Annotated in this window: 15 protein-coding genes and 3 pseudogenes; 3 read left to right on the top strand and 15 right to left on the bottom strand. The window is 37.0% G+C overall.

The window, feature by feature from the left end:
* Nucleotides 1-422: 422 nt before the first annotated feature.
* Nucleotides 423-650, top strand: a pseudogene (locus tag ACFQ18_RS06645) (LOG family protein); the annotation flags it as partial.
* Between the two features lie 351 nt (nucleotides 651-1001).
* Here the strand turns inward: ACFQ18_RS06645 and ACFQ18_RS06640 are convergent.
* From ACFQ18_RS06640 to ACFQ18_RS06630, 3 genes and pseudogenes are all read right to left on the bottom strand, one after another.
* Nucleotides 1002-1352 carry a hypothetical protein gene (locus ACFQ18_RS06640; RefSeq protein ID WP_379566008.1) on the bottom strand — a complete coding sequence of 117 codons (351 nt, stop codon included), beginning with the start codon at nucleotides 1350-1352 and terminating at the stop codon, nucleotides 1002-1004.
* The gene (locus tag ACFQ18_RS06635; protein ID WP_018705619.1) at nucleotides 1353-1490 is read right to left on the bottom strand and encodes a hypothetical protein; all 138 of its coding nucleotides are present in this window, start codon (nucleotides 1488-1490) and stop codon (nucleotides 1353-1355) included. It lies immediately after the preceding gene.
* A pseudogene (locus ACFQ18_RS06630) lies at nucleotides 1479-1621 on the bottom strand (TetR/AcrR family transcriptional regulator); the annotation flags it as partial. The gene ACFQ18_RS06635 and the pseudogene ACFQ18_RS06630, both read right to left, overlap by 12 nt.
* 216 nt (nucleotides 1622-1837) lie before the next feature.
* Here ACFQ18_RS06630 and ACFQ18_RS06625 point away from each other — a divergent pair.
* The gene (locus ACFQ18_RS06625) at nucleotides 1838-2050 is read left to right on the top strand and encodes a hypothetical protein (RefSeq protein WP_204797939.1); all 213 of its coding nucleotides are present in this window, start codon (nucleotides 1838-1840) and stop codon (nucleotides 2048-2050) included.
* Here the strand turns inward: ACFQ18_RS06625 and ACFQ18_RS06620 are convergent.
* On the bottom strand, nucleotides 2022-2771 hold the full coding sequence (locus tag ACFQ18_RS06620) for an alpha/beta fold hydrolase (protein WP_204797938.1): 750 nt from the start codon (nucleotides 2769-2771) through the stop codon (nucleotides 2022-2024). The two genes, ACFQ18_RS06625 and ACFQ18_RS06620, sit on opposite strands and share 29 nt — an antisense overlap.
* A 323-nt stretch (nucleotides 2772-3094) precedes the next feature.
* Between ACFQ18_RS06620 and ACFQ18_RS06615 the strand changes: the two are divergent.
* Nucleotides 3095-3244: pseudogene (locus tag ACFQ18_RS06615) on the top strand (TetR family transcriptional regulator); the annotation flags it as partial.
* A gap of 34 nt (nucleotides 3245-3278) precedes the next feature.
* Here ACFQ18_RS06615 and ACFQ18_RS06610 read toward each other — a convergent pair.
* The 11 genes from ACFQ18_RS06610 to ACFQ18_RS06560 all read right to left on the bottom strand — a co-directional run bounded on the left by ACFQ18_RS06610 (nucleotide 3279) and on the right by ACFQ18_RS06560 (nucleotide 14685).
* Nucleotides 3279-4190, bottom strand: coding sequence for a conjugal transfer protein (locus ACFQ18_RS06610; protein WP_204797936.1), 912 nt, complete (start codon nucleotides 4188-4190; stop codon nucleotides 3279-3281).
* Between the two features lie 15 nt (nucleotides 4191-4205).
* The gene (locus tag ACFQ18_RS06605; RefSeq protein WP_204797960.1) at nucleotides 4206-5216 is read right to left on the bottom strand and encodes a bifunctional lytic transglycosylase/C40 family peptidase; all 1011 of its coding nucleotides are present in this window, start codon (nucleotides 5214-5216) and stop codon (nucleotides 4206-4208) included.
* Between the two features lie 5 nt (nucleotides 5217-5221).
* Nucleotides 5222-7450 (bottom strand): CD3337/EF1877 family mobilome membrane protein, encoded by a 2229-nt coding sequence (locus ACFQ18_RS06600; protein WP_379566005.1) that lies wholly within the window; start codon nucleotides 7448-7450, stop codon nucleotides 5222-5224.
* Nucleotides 7401-9857, bottom strand: a complete 2457-nt coding sequence (tcpF, locus tag ACFQ18_RS06595; protein ID WP_204797934.1) for a conjugal transfer ATPase TcpF — start codon at nucleotides 9855-9857, stop codon at nucleotides 7401-7403. The genes ACFQ18_RS06600 and tcpF overlap by 50 nt, the downstream gene beginning before the upstream one ends.
* Complete coding sequence (locus ACFQ18_RS06590; protein ID WP_204797933.1) at nucleotides 9841-10233, bottom strand: conjugal transfer protein; 393 nt, start codon at nucleotides 10231-10233, stop codon at nucleotides 9841-9843. The genes tcpF and ACFQ18_RS06590 overlap by 17 nt, the downstream gene beginning before the upstream one ends.
* 61 nt (nucleotides 10234-10294) lie before the next feature.
* Complete coding sequence (locus ACFQ18_RS06585; RefSeq protein ID WP_077702581.1) at nucleotides 10295-10795, bottom strand: antirestriction protein ArdA; 501 nt, start codon at nucleotides 10793-10795, stop codon at nucleotides 10295-10297.
* 165 nt (nucleotides 10796-10960) lie between these two features.
* Nucleotides 10961-11182 carry a hypothetical protein gene (locus ACFQ18_RS06580; protein WP_077702580.1) on the bottom strand — a complete coding sequence of 74 codons (222 nt, stop codon included), beginning with the start codon at nucleotides 11180-11182 and terminating at the stop codon, nucleotides 10961-10963.
* 25 nt (nucleotides 11183-11207) lie between these two features.
* Complete coding sequence (gene mobT, locus ACFQ18_RS06575) at nucleotides 11208-12410, bottom strand: MobT family relaxase (protein WP_204797932.1); 1203 nt, start codon at nucleotides 12408-12410, stop codon at nucleotides 11208-11210.
* A gap of 227 nt (nucleotides 12411-12637) precedes the next feature.
* Nucleotides 12638-13978 (bottom strand): FtsK/SpoIIIE domain-containing protein, encoded by a 1341-nt coding sequence (locus ACFQ18_RS06570; protein WP_204797959.1) that lies wholly within the window; start codon nucleotides 13976-13978, stop codon nucleotides 12638-12640.
* A complete protein-coding gene (locus ACFQ18_RS06565) occupies nucleotides 13978-14358 on the bottom strand; it encodes a YdcP family protein (protein ID WP_204797931.1) in 381 nt (126 codons plus the stop codon). Before ACFQ18_RS06565 ends, ACFQ18_RS06570 begins: the two co-directional genes overlap by 1 nt.
* 12 nt (nucleotides 14359-14370) lie before the next feature.
* A complete protein-coding gene (locus ACFQ18_RS06560; RefSeq protein ID WP_204797930.1) occupies nucleotides 14371-14685 on the bottom strand; it encodes a YdcP family protein in 315 nt (104 codons plus the stop codon).
* Nucleotides 14686-14736 lie beyond the last annotated feature (51 nt).

Here is a 14736-nt window from a genome sequence, read left to right as displayed (position 1 = left end):
ATTTTTAATCATAGGTTTAAAAAATAGTTACTTTTCAATAAAAATCTGATAGGAAGTGTGTAAATATGTTGGATACTATATGTTTTTTCTGCAAAAATAAATTTACGATTAATCATTCTGATTCACAATATTATAAAATCAAAAAAGGAGAAAATAAATATTATATATGTAAAAGTTGCAATAATTCATTTCAACAAGAAGCGATTAATAAAACTGGAATAAGTCCGGATCAAATTGATGATTATGATAAGTTTTTCCGGTATAAATAAAATTCTCTTTAATATCGCGTAAATGTCAATTTTCTCATCATTCTTACAAAACTTCCTGTAGAATATTCTCAATGAGGGGATCGGAACGAAAGCGATTAATCATGCGATAGCTTAGTCCGTAACCCTGCACTAGCCACATCATGCGAACACTGTGGAGCAAGTGTTGGTGTTATGGGAGCAGTTGCGGATGCTGTCTTAGATGAAGGTAGACAAGTTATTGGAATTATGCCTAGTTTTTTAGAGCAGAGAGAAATATCGCATAAAAGATTATCCAAGCTGATAGTTGTCGAATCTATGCATGAGAGAAAGGCTAAAATGGAAGAGCTTGTAGATGGCTTTGTCGCTTTGCCAAGTGGACCAGGAACATTAGAATGTCACTTTAGGAGATATATTGCATACCATTTAAATGCTATTTTGCATTAAGTAAATATAAAAGCCTAATTTCTCAACATTAAAATTGAGAAATTAGGCTCATAGAAGGACATTAAAACCTTTCGATCATGATGCATAATGTCCCAGGTTTTTCTAAACTTCATATTCCTCTTTCCTCTGGTTAAATAAACAAATAATAATTTACTCTAGAAGTTTTAGGTGACTGATTATTCACAAAGTAGCCTGTTTGTTGAACTAAGATCAATAATTAGGACTGTGAGTTTATGATACCATCCAAACACAGAAATGTTGAATGGTTGTTTTAAGATTCACTTTTTTTCGTGGACATTACCGTTTTTCTCATCTAACTCGATAAGATGAGACTTGGTCGTTCCAAGAAGTAGTACCAGACATTCCCCAAGAAGTTAAATTGGTGGTAAAGTATTTGTTTGGATAACCTACAAGAGTTAAATAACGACCACCATAATAACGATTTTGATAGAGCCTAATCCAAGAACCAGGAGCTACAGATACAGCAGATATTCTGTTATCCCATGCAGTACTCAGAGAAGTGACCTGAGTTCCAGGATACGCAATTAATGATCTTCCATATCCATGACCCGAAGTATGTTCATATAAATAAGTTGGTCTTGCCATTATACCTATTGACTGACTCTTCTGGTAATATATGATATTTACATAGACCTGCATCTACTTGTCCCATGTTTTTAAAAGTGATTTCAACATATGAATGGCATGTTTCTGCTTTTTAGGATCCAACGGTTTCTGCCATCGAAGTTGCCCTTCTAATAAAAGCATCATTTGGAAAGCAATGTCTTCACATTGCATAAGGACCTCTTCGATTAGTTGTTCCTTTGATGTAAAGTGGTTTTGTATAACGTCATAGTAGCTACATTTGCTTCCTCAATAATTTTCTTTATTCCAACAGCATGAAAACCGTGATAGTTTCGAGCAATCATAAACACTCCTTATTAATAGGAAATCCTTTAATCTCTTTTAATGTATAAAAAAGAAACAGTGGTACCACTGGCTCTAGTCATGCTGTTTGAGAATAACCATTACTTTTGTCATTTAATTTCTCACCAACTGATCTAAAGACGTGAAGTTGTCATAAGTTATCAATATTCTTTAGGTGGAGACAGCCCCATGGATTCATTGACTGGAACAGAGGTAACATGGCACTCTATTTTATTAAGTATGATAAAAATTTTAAAAACTTTAATGAAGAAAATATAAAAATCATAGATATACTAAATGAAAATACAGAATCAGGTGAATGGAAAACCTTAGATTTTGCTAGTTTTGGCGCAAGTGGTTTAGAATTATTTGTCTATGGTGATAAGATGTCATTTCTGATTATCATTCTGGTAACCTCAAAAAAAGATTGATATGGTCGGAAACTTCCTTAGGGTGGGTCAAAGTGATGATGTGATTAGCACCAGGTATACGCACAAAGTTAATATTGGGAACTTCCTTATATAATTGTGCGATTTTAAAGAGATCTCCTGAGTCCTTCTCGCCTATGATAAAAAGTGTCTTCGTTTTAATTTCTCCCAATCTTTCCATCGCTGAATTGGAGGAAACAGTTTCGAATGTTTTCCAATCAAAAGTTTTTTGAATATTGTGTATCATCATTTCGCGCAATAAATCGTATGCTTTTCCAAAAGAAACGCTCCAGGAAGGCTCGCTTAATATTATATTAGTCATTTTCTCAACATCTGGTGCAACTTTAGAAACTCGGCTCTCTAATTCCGCATGTTCGGAAGAAAATTTAAACCCCGACAGGCCTGGAGCGACCAATACCAATTGAGACACCCTTTTTGGATAGGTCAGAGTAAAATCAGTTGCAATTTGTCCACCTAGGGAATGTCCAACGAGGGCACCTTTCTTAATTTTAAGATGATCCAAGAGTTTTCTAAGATCCTTAACATAATCAATGGGTTCATTCGGAACAGGTGACTTCCCTGCACCCCGGACATCAAGAGTGATTACTTTGAACGACTTTGAAAGATGTGGTGTGATGAATTCCCAGTCACGTGAATCCATAGCTCCACTATGAAGTAGTATAACTGGCTTTCCTCTTCCTTTAATTTCGTAATGAAGATCCATCTATTTCAATCTCCTTTCCCTGAAAAAAGTAGGCATTGCCCCATGACTATCTTCGTTTCATTTCTAAGATTCCTTTTCCTATCTCCCAAACTGTTTACAAAACCATTTAATTAACTTGTTCGGTTAAAAAGGAAGTTTAATGTACCATTACAAATGATTTAATTGCTCAAGAAGGTCCTATTTCACCACTTTTATAATGCCCATCCGCTTTAATGTTCTAATAAGCGATTTCAAGAATTTAAACATCCCCCCTTATTTATTTCACACACTGTGATGAAATGATAATAACACAGTGTGTGAAATAAAAGCAAGAGGTGATTTGAGTGCCGAAAATAGTTGATAATGATCACAAAAGAAAAATGATCGCTGAAACAGCTTGGAAAATTATTGAAACGGAAGGCATTGAAAAAGCATCTATCCGAAGAATTGCATCTGAAGCTGGAATGTCTACTGGAGCAATTGATCAAACCTTTATTCTAAAGCTACAGTAAATAAACTAAATCATTTTTACTCGACAATCATCCAATTTGTATCTTTTTCTAACGTGATTATATATTGCGAATACTGTGTGGCTTTTGTTGCTTCGTCAATATATTTAACAGTAACCCATACTTTTATTTGGTTCTCTATTGTCTGGAATACTGGATTGACTAGCCCTGAAAATAGATAATCCTTACCAATCGGTGGTAAAGCATTATTTTTCACATAATAATCAAGTTCCTGTTCTGTTGCAGTCGGATAAAATGTAAAGAACGTCTCCAAAAACTCTGTCACTTCTTGCACAGTATCGGAATCAACTGTACCATTACTTTCAGGTTGTTGTGGCTCATAGTCTGATTTATTCGGTATGCTCCATAAGGTAGGGTTTTGTTTAATAACTAAGTTACCTATATTATCTTGATGTAGTATGATTCGATAGGTGGATCGGACCCTTTCGCTATTTTTATCTTCCGTAATTTTTTGATCTACCGAATAAACAACCGCATAGGTACTATCATTCTTTGGTGACACTGACCAGATATCAATACCACTCACACTGGAACTAGTAGGAATATCCACTCTAACAGTATCGGTATTTAAAGCTTGTAATTCCTCTGTCAAATAGTGACTGATCTTTTCCGCTCGTTGTTCAATGGAATCTTTTTCGTTTTGCCAAGTGTAGTAGTCTTTCACAAAGTTTTTTGTAAAGCTCTCAATCGCATTGGTATCTATGATCTTGGTTTTAATGATTTCTCTTTCATGAACGGTATGTTGATCAATTGCTGTAAAGTTTTTATAGATCCCAAAGGCTAGGCTACCAATAAGTAACATCCATAAAAGAGTTACTGTTTTTTTACGTGTACCGACAGTCCGTACTTTCATTTTTCTGGATTTTGCTTCGGTCGTTTGTTTTTCTTTTCTTTTAAAAAATCTTCTCATCTGATTCAAACCTTTCTATTGTTTAATACGTCCAGCTCCAATTAAGTGCTTTTGCCAGTAGGCAGTAGTTAAATTTGCATAACCGATTGGATCTCCAGCATTATACATTTGGTTGTTCCCAACATAGATTCCAACGTGAGTGACATAGGTTCCTGCATTATATGTGGAATGAAAGAATACTAAATCACCAGGTTTTGCTTCAGACAAGGGTATATGCTCGGTCACGTCATACTGTTCCTGCGCTGTTCGGGGCAAGTTAATACCCGCCTTTCGATAACTCCATTGTGTTAATCCGCTACAATCAAAAGAAGTATTTGGATTATCTCCCCCAAAAACATAAGGAAACCCTTCATACTTTAAAGCTTCATTCATCACGATCTGAACCATTTCATCATCGAAGTGAGGCGATATAAAATATTGACTGACTAAATCGACATAAAACATATTGCCATAACGGTAACGCCAACCACCATTTTTCTTTTTGGTTATTGGATTTGAATAAATGACTCTGCTACCACCTGAACGTTCTTTCGCAAAACTTTCGGCCAGTCCAAAACTATATTGTGTGTCTCTTTTTGCAACGTAATCAATAAAAGCACCGCCATAGTTATATGCTTGAATGACTGTATTCTTATCGACACCACTCGCTTCTGCGGAACGCAGCAAATCTGAAAAGTATTTAGTTCCTTGTTTAATTGAAGCTTCGGTATCTAAAGAATTGGGTGGAAGTCCCAAAGATTCACTTGACTGCATCACATCTGGAAGTTTTCCACCACTCTCTACTTGGATAATGGCAAGTAGGGTAGAGACATATTCACTAATTCCGTATTCTTGTGCATATTTTTCTACCATTGGTTGATGTTTTAACACATCTTTGGAGACCGATACATCGCCTATATCATGGATGAAATCCCCGCTATCTGATGAATGTTCTTCATTTGATATAAAAATAGCTACAAATGCTAACAGACCTAAAAAAGCAAGAAAACCTAATCCTCCAGCAATTAACATGATTTTTATTCTCATAACCTTCATTGGCGTTTCCTCCTAGTTGCATGGATTGGACGCTTAGTGATTTGTTTCTGGTTTGTACGTTTCAACGGCTTAGAAGGACGCTCGATGATTGTCCGACTATTTTTTGGTCGAGAACGTTCTTCATTGGGAGATCGATTTTCTTTTTTAACAGGTTGTTTGGGATTATCTATAAAATACTCTTTTCTGTCTGGACTCGATAACTGTCGTTGTAATTTGAATTGCTTCATATGCTCACTTTTTGTGACAGGTCTTGTCTTTTCTTTTTGTTGAACAGTTGGGTTCTTTAATCTATCTTGATGTGCAGATTCATTGACATCATGCGTGACTGGTCGTTCATAACTAGCAGTCTTTCGAGAAGGGGTACGTTTTTTATCCAATACTTGCCGCCTATCTGCAATGGTTTGACGATGTTTTGCTTGACGGTCTGCATGTGTTTTTTGTCTCTTTTCCTTTGCTTGCTTCATGCCTTCTTTAAAATCACGGGCGGGTTTCGTAAGCTGTTCTTTTCCTTGCATCACCGCATATTGAGCAGTAGTAGGTAAGTCATGCAGTTGTTCTTTACGATGATCAATATTTGCACGGAACTGACTTTTGGCACCAAGCACTTTTCCTGTGACTTGACCTACTTTCTGACTTAAAGATGTTGATTTCGTGCGATCAGTTGGCCGTTCTTTGTTATTTTTTGTAGTCGATGTTAACCGTTGCAATGGGCGTAGGGGGGAGAAGGAACCTTTTGTTTGATTTGATTTTCCAACCATTGCCCCGGCCGTTGCTCCAGCTGTTGCTCCTGCAAGGGTGCGTCCGATTGTTCGCTGTAATCGCCGACTGCCCCGATTAAACATTCGGTAAGGACGACGCATGACTTGACGTCCGACTTGTTGCGAATCACTACTTTGCAGTTTAAACATGCTCATAATGTCACCGAGTTTCATGTAAATGCCTGCAAACGTCACGATCTGCAAAAAGGCAATTAAGAAAAATGGATAGCTTGTCGTTAAACTGTAAAGCATGGATGAAATACTAAAGGCTACTGTAATAATCAACGTAATCCCAGCCCGAAGCATAATCACATTAAATAGTTTCATAATCGCTTGTTTTCCCATGTTTTCAAAGGTGGGTATCATGGAAAGTAGAAAACTAATGGGTAGAAACATGGCGTAGATAATAAACAGAATTTGCGAGAAAATCATAATTCCTGATAGAAGAAACACAAAAATGGATATTCCAATATTAAACAGAAACAAAAAGAAGACCATTCCCAAACGTGTGGTGGTCTTCGTAATCGTTAAGTTTTTATTTTCGTGATCTTCAATTTCTGCTTTGACAGCATCTTCACGATCTTTACCATTATTCGTATCAGGGTTGATAGAAACTAAGCTTTCAACACGTTCTTCGCCAATCGTTTCTTTATCCGAATCATCAAATTGTAATAGCATCCAAGGCTGCTCTACTTGTATGGAAAAGAGGTTATTCCGTATCATATCGACACTATCTTTTCCTTGGCTACTCGAATTCGGCATCAAGATTTTAGTACCTAAATCTAAACTTGCTTGACTAATATCTGCTGAAAAATCATTGATTTTAGCAATATACGTTGGGGCATAGGCAATAAAAGAAGCCGACAAAATAAACACGACTAAAAAGTTTAGGATTGCTCGAATCGCTTTCGTTGTTTCCCGTTTCATTAAGCCTGTATAAGCCACGTAAATTCCAATCACTAAAATGAAAAGAAGCAAGAAACCTACATAAAACCCCGAACTACTGAAACCACTTGCGGTAATCCCAGCTAATGTTTGCATGTTCTTCCCGATAGCGTCTGCCGTTTGTGAAATCAAATCGAGTGAATAAGCTTGTTGGATTAAATAGCCTGTTGCATTAGATAAATACAAGCTAATAATCCAGATGAAATTAGTAATCGTGTAGAGACCATACATGACCTGTTTTCCTATTCCATCGTTCCAGTTCCATGGCAGCCAATCCCAACCTGTGTCAACATAAAAATCGAGTTGGTAATGGTCAAGTGGGTATTTGGAATACAGATTGTCTTCCGATACCGTATCATCAACTAATCCAGCAGCTTGGGCAAATGTTCCAAGTAAAAGAAGACATAGAAAAACGGCAGTACCAATAAGTACCACCGTCAAGACAATCTTTTTCAGTTTTTGTTTATTCAAATTAATCGCCACCTTTCCTCTCCTGTGTCGGTGGACGCGTGTCAAAAGCATGGAATAAATCTTCAAAGACAGGATGGACTTGAATAATTCCCACACGCCCATATAAGTCTTGAATTAAACATTGGCCGTTTTCCAGTTCCCGTAATCGCCTTTGATTCGATTCATCTTCCGCATCCACACCAAAGAATTGCAGGGTTTTCTTTATTTCTGTCATATCCCTGGAACGGAAAGCAAACTTGACGCCGATGTTATTTTTTAATTTTTCATCGGTTAAATCGTCGGCATTCTGGGTAACAAAGTAGACACCAGCATTCATTGCACGCCCTGCACGAACTAATTTATTTGAAAGTGTTTTTCCTTGTGCAACTTGTAGAAAGCTCCAAGCTTCGTCCAAATCAACAATTTTAAAAATGCTACGATCGGAATGTATAAAGTCTAATGCAAAAGTAGAAATGACAATCAGCATGGCGACACTTAATAATTCCATCGTTGTATATTCCTCAAAACTTGTTTCTGCGTCTGGTAACACTAAATCTGCCACTTGAATAATATTCAACTGTTTTTCTAAACTAATCGAATTTTCCACAGTACCATCCGAAAAGAGAAGGTGGGCAAAGTCATAGTCGGTAAAACTTTCGATATGGTCAGCAATTGGACCAGCTAATGGATTAGGATCACTTCTAAGTTCATGAATCACAAGAAGCAAACCACGTTCTTCCTGTTGACCAACAGCTCGAATCGCTCGTCGTAATACAGGGAATTTATCTCCATCCCGACTGGATATACCTGTGAGGAAAGTAAGAATATCAATCGCAAGACTTTCCGAGTCCTTTTTCTTTTTCATAATGACAAAAGGATCAAGTAATCCTTTGTTGGTATCGTCACTTGTTAAATTAACAATATTTATTTCGTGAGCAATTTCAGGTAACGTTTCTTTCCATTTCCCTCGTTCCGCCTTTGGATCAACAATGAGGGCTTGACCACCAAAGAGAACCGCATAATAGACAAGTAGATTATTGGAAAAAGATTTACCTCCACCAAGTGAGCCTAAGAAAGCAGAAGCTAAGGCATTCGTGACCGAACCTTTGACGCCTTGACTAGCAAGGCTAGGGTTGAGATAGACATTTCTTCCCGTATCCAAGTTGTAGCCAAAATATATTCCTTCTGTTTCTCCTAGCATTTGTGTTGCACCAAACCCAAGGCCTGCCAAAAAGTCAGAGGTCACGTACTGGATATAATCATTCATATACCGCTTACTAGCAGGGATAAATTCACTGTGTAAACCGATTATATCTCCAAATGGACGAACAAGTTTTACATTCAAATCATCATAAAAATCTTTTACCTCATTACAACGCTGTTTAAGTTCGTCCAAGTTAGGAGCAGACACGCGAATCACGTAGCTTAACTTATACATCGATTCTTTACTTTGGTCGAGCACATCTTCTAATTCATTTACCTGTTCCAGCGCGTCGATGACATTGCTGCCAGTTTCATTATCGGATTCCCAGGCATGATTATCCAAGTCTTTAAGTTCCTTTTTCTTGTTCCGAACGGTAGATAATGCTTTTTTATTCGTTACAATTTCTACTTTCATGGAAGTAGAAATTGGAAAATCAAATTGTTGTTGTTGATAATAAAAGATTTCATCTGACGGAAATTCAAGGTCACCGACAATGGAATTTATCGTAAAGTAGGCCACATACGTGGTTTGTTCTTCCTGTTCAATTTTTAAATAACGTTGATTTTCCTCAATTAAACAACGAGTCGGTTTAATCAGATCATAACGCTTCACTAAAGTTTCCTTTTTTAACTTCTTAAGAGGTAGGGCATAATCGTACTCGTCATAAGCTATTCCAGTTTGGCCGTGAAGATGTTCAATCAGATAACCAAAGTCATTTTTATCTAGAGGGCGTACCTTAAAACGTCTCGAAATTTTGTTTTGCAATAAAGATTCCATTTTAGAGAAACGTCTAATTTCTTCATGAGGCATCGAGACAAAATCTCCCATCAGGTGATGGTTTACATCACGGACAAATGAAGAAAGTGAATTTTTGATGTTTTTCCCCATTGATTTCATACTGACTTCTTCTTCATTCAACAACAGCTTAAAACCAATAAAGAAGCGATAGTCGACTTGATGTTCGCCAATTATGGAGACAAGGGCTTCCGTTTGGTCGTCAATACGTTCATAAGCAACCTCTTGTAATCGTCCTGTCACTAGCTCCTTGCTTTGTTCCTGTACCGAGCGGATACTGCTTGCGGTACTGATCTGCAAAGCATGAATTTTACCGTCTTGATTTTGGGCAATCAATTGACGGAAATGGTCATGCACCTGTATTTTCTCATCCTCCGATAAAAAGGAATAATTATATGGCAACAGCTCATAATACGCGAAACATTCGCCGTCATGATTGAAAACAAGATTATTTTCAAGGTATTTAATCGGATAACGCATGGACTTCACTCCTAACAGCGGTGATATTTTCATTTACTTTCACACGTTGTAGTTTGATAGGTTTTCCTGCATACGTAACTTTAGGTCGAAACCAATATGTCAATGCAGACTTGAAAAAGCTATACGGTTTTTTACCATCGAATGTTTTTTGACTCATAAACCAAGTCAAACCAACTGGAATTCCAACATATTTTAATAACGCCCCATCAATCAAGGAGAGGGGAGGGAGGTTTCCAAGTAGCATGACAGCTAAAAGAGAAAGCACAAACCATGACATTTGGTTAAAGGTCACTGGGAAAGGTAATCGAAAATCATTAATGGCATAAATCACTTTTTCGACTGACCAAATACGGGTATAACTTTTTAGTTTTTTCACATGAAATCATCCTTTCATCAATAGAAAAAGCAGCCTGTGCGATAACAAGCTGCTTCTCCATCTATTGGATATATTCAAACACACCATGAGACGTAACAAGAAAATTACCGCTGATTTCTAAGTCACGTCCAAAAGCTTCATAATCAATATAGTTTTGTAGATTGGCAGGAACTTCTCCAAGTGCTCCTGTTTCCTCTACGAAATACCTTGCGACATCCGCCATATTCTCACAATCAGGATAATACATAATATCATCTTGGTGCTCCAGCAATTCTTCTATACTATTAAACCAATAGCTTTGAACTTCGGAAAGAGAATCATAAAGAGGCGTACCCTCAATTTCTGCGACCATTGCACATAATCGGTTCACTTCTGAAATAGGTGTATATTCGCCAATTTCAAAGGGAAGTTCGTAATCGAAGATTGCATATTCTTCATACTCTCCATTCAAACCGATACGTTCTTTCACTTCCTCAAAATCAATAGGTGGTGAAAACCAAGCACCATTAACTTCCCCTTCATTATATTTACCAAGATTCGTTATAAAAACTTGCATTTCCATAAAAATTCACATCCTTTTCATTAAAAATAGCCATAAAAAAGCAGCAGCTTATTATCTGCTGATACACAAATGAGGCTTGTTAATCCCTACCGCACTACCGTTTGGTCCACCATTTTTTGTAGAACATAAGAAGACCACTTATCTTCCGCAAAAAAACGGTACAATTTAAGACCCTATGATTCGATTAAATAGGTTTAACAACACGTCTTTCACACCAGCCGCATTAAAGACTAATCCTACTGCAACCAAAGCAATAATTAAAAAGCCAATTAGTTTGGAAAACTCCCGTTTAAACCCTAAATAAATTCCAATTACGACAATCGCCATTAATACTAAAGATTGTGCATTACTTAAAAACCAATTGTATAAATTCTGGCCAAAGTTCATTTGATTTTCTCCCTTCATAAGTTAATCATTCGTTATCTGACTGTGGTTGAATCACTTTCCCTAAAGGAATGGTTTGTTGCATGAGTATTTTTTGATGGCGCTTGGATAACTCTGTCTGTTCCAACATATCCTTAATTACACTCGTTTGATTGAGTTCATCTATCTTTGTCGCTAGTTTCCAAGTGGGGGCGACTTGATGAGCTAGCCATCTGAGTGTCTTATCAAACGTATATGGTTCAGGTTTTGTCGTTAAAGAAATTTTTCTATTCACGCCTAAATCCAAAAATCGTTGCCATTCTTTATTCATTTTCCAACTACTGCGACGTTTTTCCTCGTCTTTATCGACAAAACGAATATATCGATTAATAATAGAAAAGGCGGTTCGCCCAGCATCTTCATACATCATTAAATCCACAACTGCATGGTATGCACGATCATTCTTTAATCGAATTTCAAAGCGATTTTTCACATCTGTATCTTCGAGAGATGTGCCATGCTTCACGTATTGTTCATAATCCTTTTCATACGCACAAAAGTACACGTCACTTTTTAAAGAGCCGATATATAACGTATTTCCCATGTCAGGCTTGTCTTCACTCTGCACAAGTTCACCAGAACGGTAACTTTTAAAACTACGAAAAACAGAGATACATTCTTCATTACGGCATTTGTTCGTTAAAAACGGAATATCCAATACGCTTGTCTTATCGTTTATCGCAAGATCAATTCGTTTAAATACGCCACCAACACGAAACACTTCCATAAAAAAATCGAACCATGTTCGTTGCTGGGCTAATAAAAAGTTTTCAAATTGACGACATCCTTTCCCTTTAAGTTCGAGTAAACACCCTTTGTCTTTATCAGGAGAAACCATGACGACAATATCACCAAAAACGTATTGTTCCATATAGGAGTAAAACGCATAGTCCTCGTGTAACATGTATTCCATTTTGAGTTTTAAAATATCTTCAATGACAGGCTTCGGATTTGTCGTTAAAAATCGAATCCGTACATAGTCAAATAAGATTTCCAAAGGAGCAGCTGGATTAAATTGCTCTAAAATATCGAACAAAGCAACTTGCAGTGAATCAGAAGGAGTTACTTTTCCAGTTTCGATTTCACTAATATATTGTCTTGAAATTCCAATATGAACAGCTAGTTTATTTTGCGATACACCGTATTCCAGTCGTTTTTCCTTTAATTGTTGATACCAAGGTACTTGATTCATGTGCATTCCTCCAAACAAAAAAAAGATGTCAACTAAAAGTAAAAAGCTGACATCTTCTCCATATGCTCCAAACCGTTGCGCCATCAGGTGTTATTGGCTTTTGGAACAGTTTCTTATTGTTTTTCTACCCCCCTGTTAGAAATGGGGGGTTAAGGCGTGGCTGTCGCCACGCAGGCTTAGCCCAGCACAGCGGCTTTCGCTTCGCACGCCGCCGCACTGGGCAGCCTTTATTGTGCTAGTTTAGCAATTTCTTTTAAAAAGTCATGTTCTTTCGGGACAAGTGGTGTGTAAAATTCGGAAATGACATTATCTCCTTTATCGACATAGCCGCGGCCTTTAATTTGTTTTAAGAAAAATTGTTTTTGTATGTCCGACCCAAACATCATGCCATATCCGAGCTCACTCATACGTCCTAAAGCAACCCGAAAATTAAACTGATCTCGAATGCCATCTCCAAGATATTTTGCATCTGGTCGTTGACAGGCGAGGATAAGGAAGAAGCCAGCTTGTCGTCCTAACATAACAATCTGTTTTAATTTAGTTAATACGGCTGTACTTTCCTTAGAGGCAAGCATTTCCATAAATGCGACGTACTCGTCAAAAATTAAAAAGTGAGGGGATAAACCTAAAGAAGCATAGTTTTCTCCTGTCTTATAGTTGGGCATCTGTTTCATTTCTTCACTACGAGCCATCATAGCTTCATAAAACTGGTCAATACAAGTCATCATATCTTCCTTTTTATAATAGACATCAGGCATAACAGTGGCTAAATCCGCTAAATCTGCATTTTTCGGATCTAAGATATACAATTTTGCATCTATTTTTAATAAAGCTTCAATCAGTGTAAGAATAAAGTACGTCTTTCCACCGCCAGTCCCGCCAGCAATCAACATATGTGGCAACTTATCGTATTCCCAATACATAGCATCCATGAGCTTTAAGCTGCCATTTTGTGCAATGACTTCATCAATAGAAATACGACTATTAATTGTGTCATAGAGCAAAATATATTCAACAAAAGAATCATGTAACTCTTTTGAAATTAGCTCACAGTACAGACCACTTTCTAGCTTGTTTTCTAAATTAAGTAACTGGTCTTGATACTTTCCTAGTGTGATTTCCACTTGAATATAGAGCAATCCTTTTTCAAGACTATAGTACATTTTAGGAAAGTAACTAATTTTATCTTTTGCTTTTCCATTTGGTATGTCTTCAAAGAAGCCACTTGACTGTACTTGTTTTGTTTCATACCAACCGTTTTCCAAGATCATTTTTGCGAGTTTTTGACGATGAATGACTTGTCTAATATAGTCATATCGATAACGATAATACAGAAAGGCACATACACCTGTCATAACAAAACTGATTATGAATGTCATCAATCCATAAGGACTGATAAAATGCTCTTGAAATAATGATAGTTTCCATTCCGTTGATAATAAAAATGACAGATGAAAAAGTGTAAAAGGGATAAGCCATGCGACAAATAACCGACTGAACAAAAAGTGAAAGAGGAGGGAAGCATCACTAGCTCGAATGCGTTTCCCTCGTCTTCTAAAAATCTTCATCATTTTTCCTTACTAGAGTTAGATTTTGGGACGTTACTAGCCGATGTTGTCGCTTTTCCTTTTAAGACTAAGTCTTCTGCTTTAATGTACCAATCAACATCTGCCCCACGAAATGTTGCATTTGCGACTGTATCTGCGACAGGGTTTATAATTTCTACTTCCGCATTATAATCAAATTCCTTTAAGGGAACGGAAGCAGGAATACTTACTTGAATCATGCGCCCTTGTTCACGAGACTTTAAGTCATAGGTGCGTTCCTTAACTTCTGTTGATACCGTTCCATCTTCGTTTTGAAGAAACACCTCACGACGTAATGCAGAGAATTTTAATAATCCAAATGTCTTTTCTTTATCAATGACAATACCTTGTGCTAATCTCATCTTTTTTCCTCCTTATGCATTTACCATGTCATCTGCATGTAAAATATAATTTGTAAAACCACGCTCTCCAATTTTATAACCTTCTGCGGTAATGCGAGGATTAACCAGTTTAACTTTTTCCTCATGTTCAAAGAATTTTTCCCCAGCTTCTTGAGGAAGAATGACCTCGATATCATCTGCACGCTGAATATCCGAATAAAGATTATAACTTCGAGATAGTGTTGTCATCCGTCCATTAATTCGGCGCTGTTCGACCTTTCCTTCTCCTGCATATTCTAAATTTCCAAACGTTTTTTCCATGTTCGGAATCACATATTTTAATTCCATCATATAGCCCTCTTTTCTTGTATTAATTTTTGATTATTTATTCATATGGAG

The sequence above is a fragment of the Oceanobacillus caeni genome (assembly GCF_042678465.1).
Classification (GTDB): Bacteria; Bacillota; Bacilli; order Bacillales; family Amphibacillaceae; genus Oceanobacillus; species Oceanobacillus caeni.
The sequence above is the reverse complement of the archived record's forward strand: the minus strand, read 5'-3'. Positions and strand labels throughout refer to the sequence as shown.

Excerpts from the sequence above, each read along its gene's own strand:
- ACFQ18_RS06605 (WP_204797960.1), bottom strand. The coding sequence starts at position 5,216 with ATGAGAATAAAAATCATGTTAATTGCTGGAGGATTAGGTTTTCTTGCT.
- ACFQ18_RS06635 (WP_018705619.1), bottom strand. The coding sequence starts at position 1,490 with ATGCAATGTGAAGACATTGCTTTCCAAATGATGCTTTTATTAGAAGGG.
- ACFQ18_RS06585 (WP_077702581.1), bottom strand. The coding sequence starts at position 10,795 with ATGGAAATGCAAGTTTTTATAACGAATCTTGGTAAATATAATGAAGGG.
- ACFQ18_RS06600 (WP_379566005.1), bottom strand. The coding sequence starts at position 7,450 with ATGCTTTTGACACGCGTCCACCGACACAGGAGAGGAAAGGTGGCGATT.
- ACFQ18_RS06610 (WP_204797936.1), bottom strand. The coding sequence starts at position 4,190 with ATGAGAAGATTTTTTAAAAGAAAAGAAAAACAAACGACCGAAGCAAAA.
- mobT (WP_204797932.1), bottom strand. The coding sequence starts at position 12,410 with ATGAATCAAGTACCTTGGTATCAACAATTAAAGGAAAAACGACTGGAA.
- ACFQ18_RS06570 (WP_204797959.1), bottom strand. The coding sequence starts at position 13,978 with ATGAAGATTTTTAGAAGACGAGGGAAACGCATTCGAGCTAGTGATGCT.
- ACFQ18_RS06565 (WP_204797931.1), bottom strand. The coding sequence starts at position 14,358 with ATGAGATTAGCACAAGGTATTGTCATTGATAAAGAAAAGACATTTGGA.
- ACFQ18_RS06625 (WP_204797939.1), top strand. The coding sequence starts at position 1,838 with ATGGCACTCTATTTTATTAAGTATGATAAAAATTTTAAAAACTTTAAT.
- ACFQ18_RS06580 (WP_077702580.1), bottom strand. The coding sequence starts at position 11,182 with ATGAACTTTGGCCAGAATTTATACAATTGGTTTTTAAGTAATGCACAA.
- ACFQ18_RS06560 (WP_204797930.1), bottom strand. The coding sequence starts at position 14,685 with ATGGAATTAAAATATGTGATTCCGAACATGGAAAAAACGTTTGGAAAT.
- ACFQ18_RS06640 (WP_379566008.1), bottom strand. The coding sequence starts at position 1,352 with ATGCAGGTCTATGTAAATATCATATATTACCAGAAGAGTCAGTCAATA.
- ACFQ18_RS06620 (WP_204797938.1), bottom strand. The coding sequence starts at position 2,771 with ATGGATCTTCATTACGAAATTAAAGGAAGAGGAAAGCCAGTTATACTA.
- tcpF (WP_204797934.1), bottom strand. The coding sequence starts at position 9,857 with ATGCGTTATCCGATTAAATACCTTGAAAATAATCTTGTTTTCAATCAT.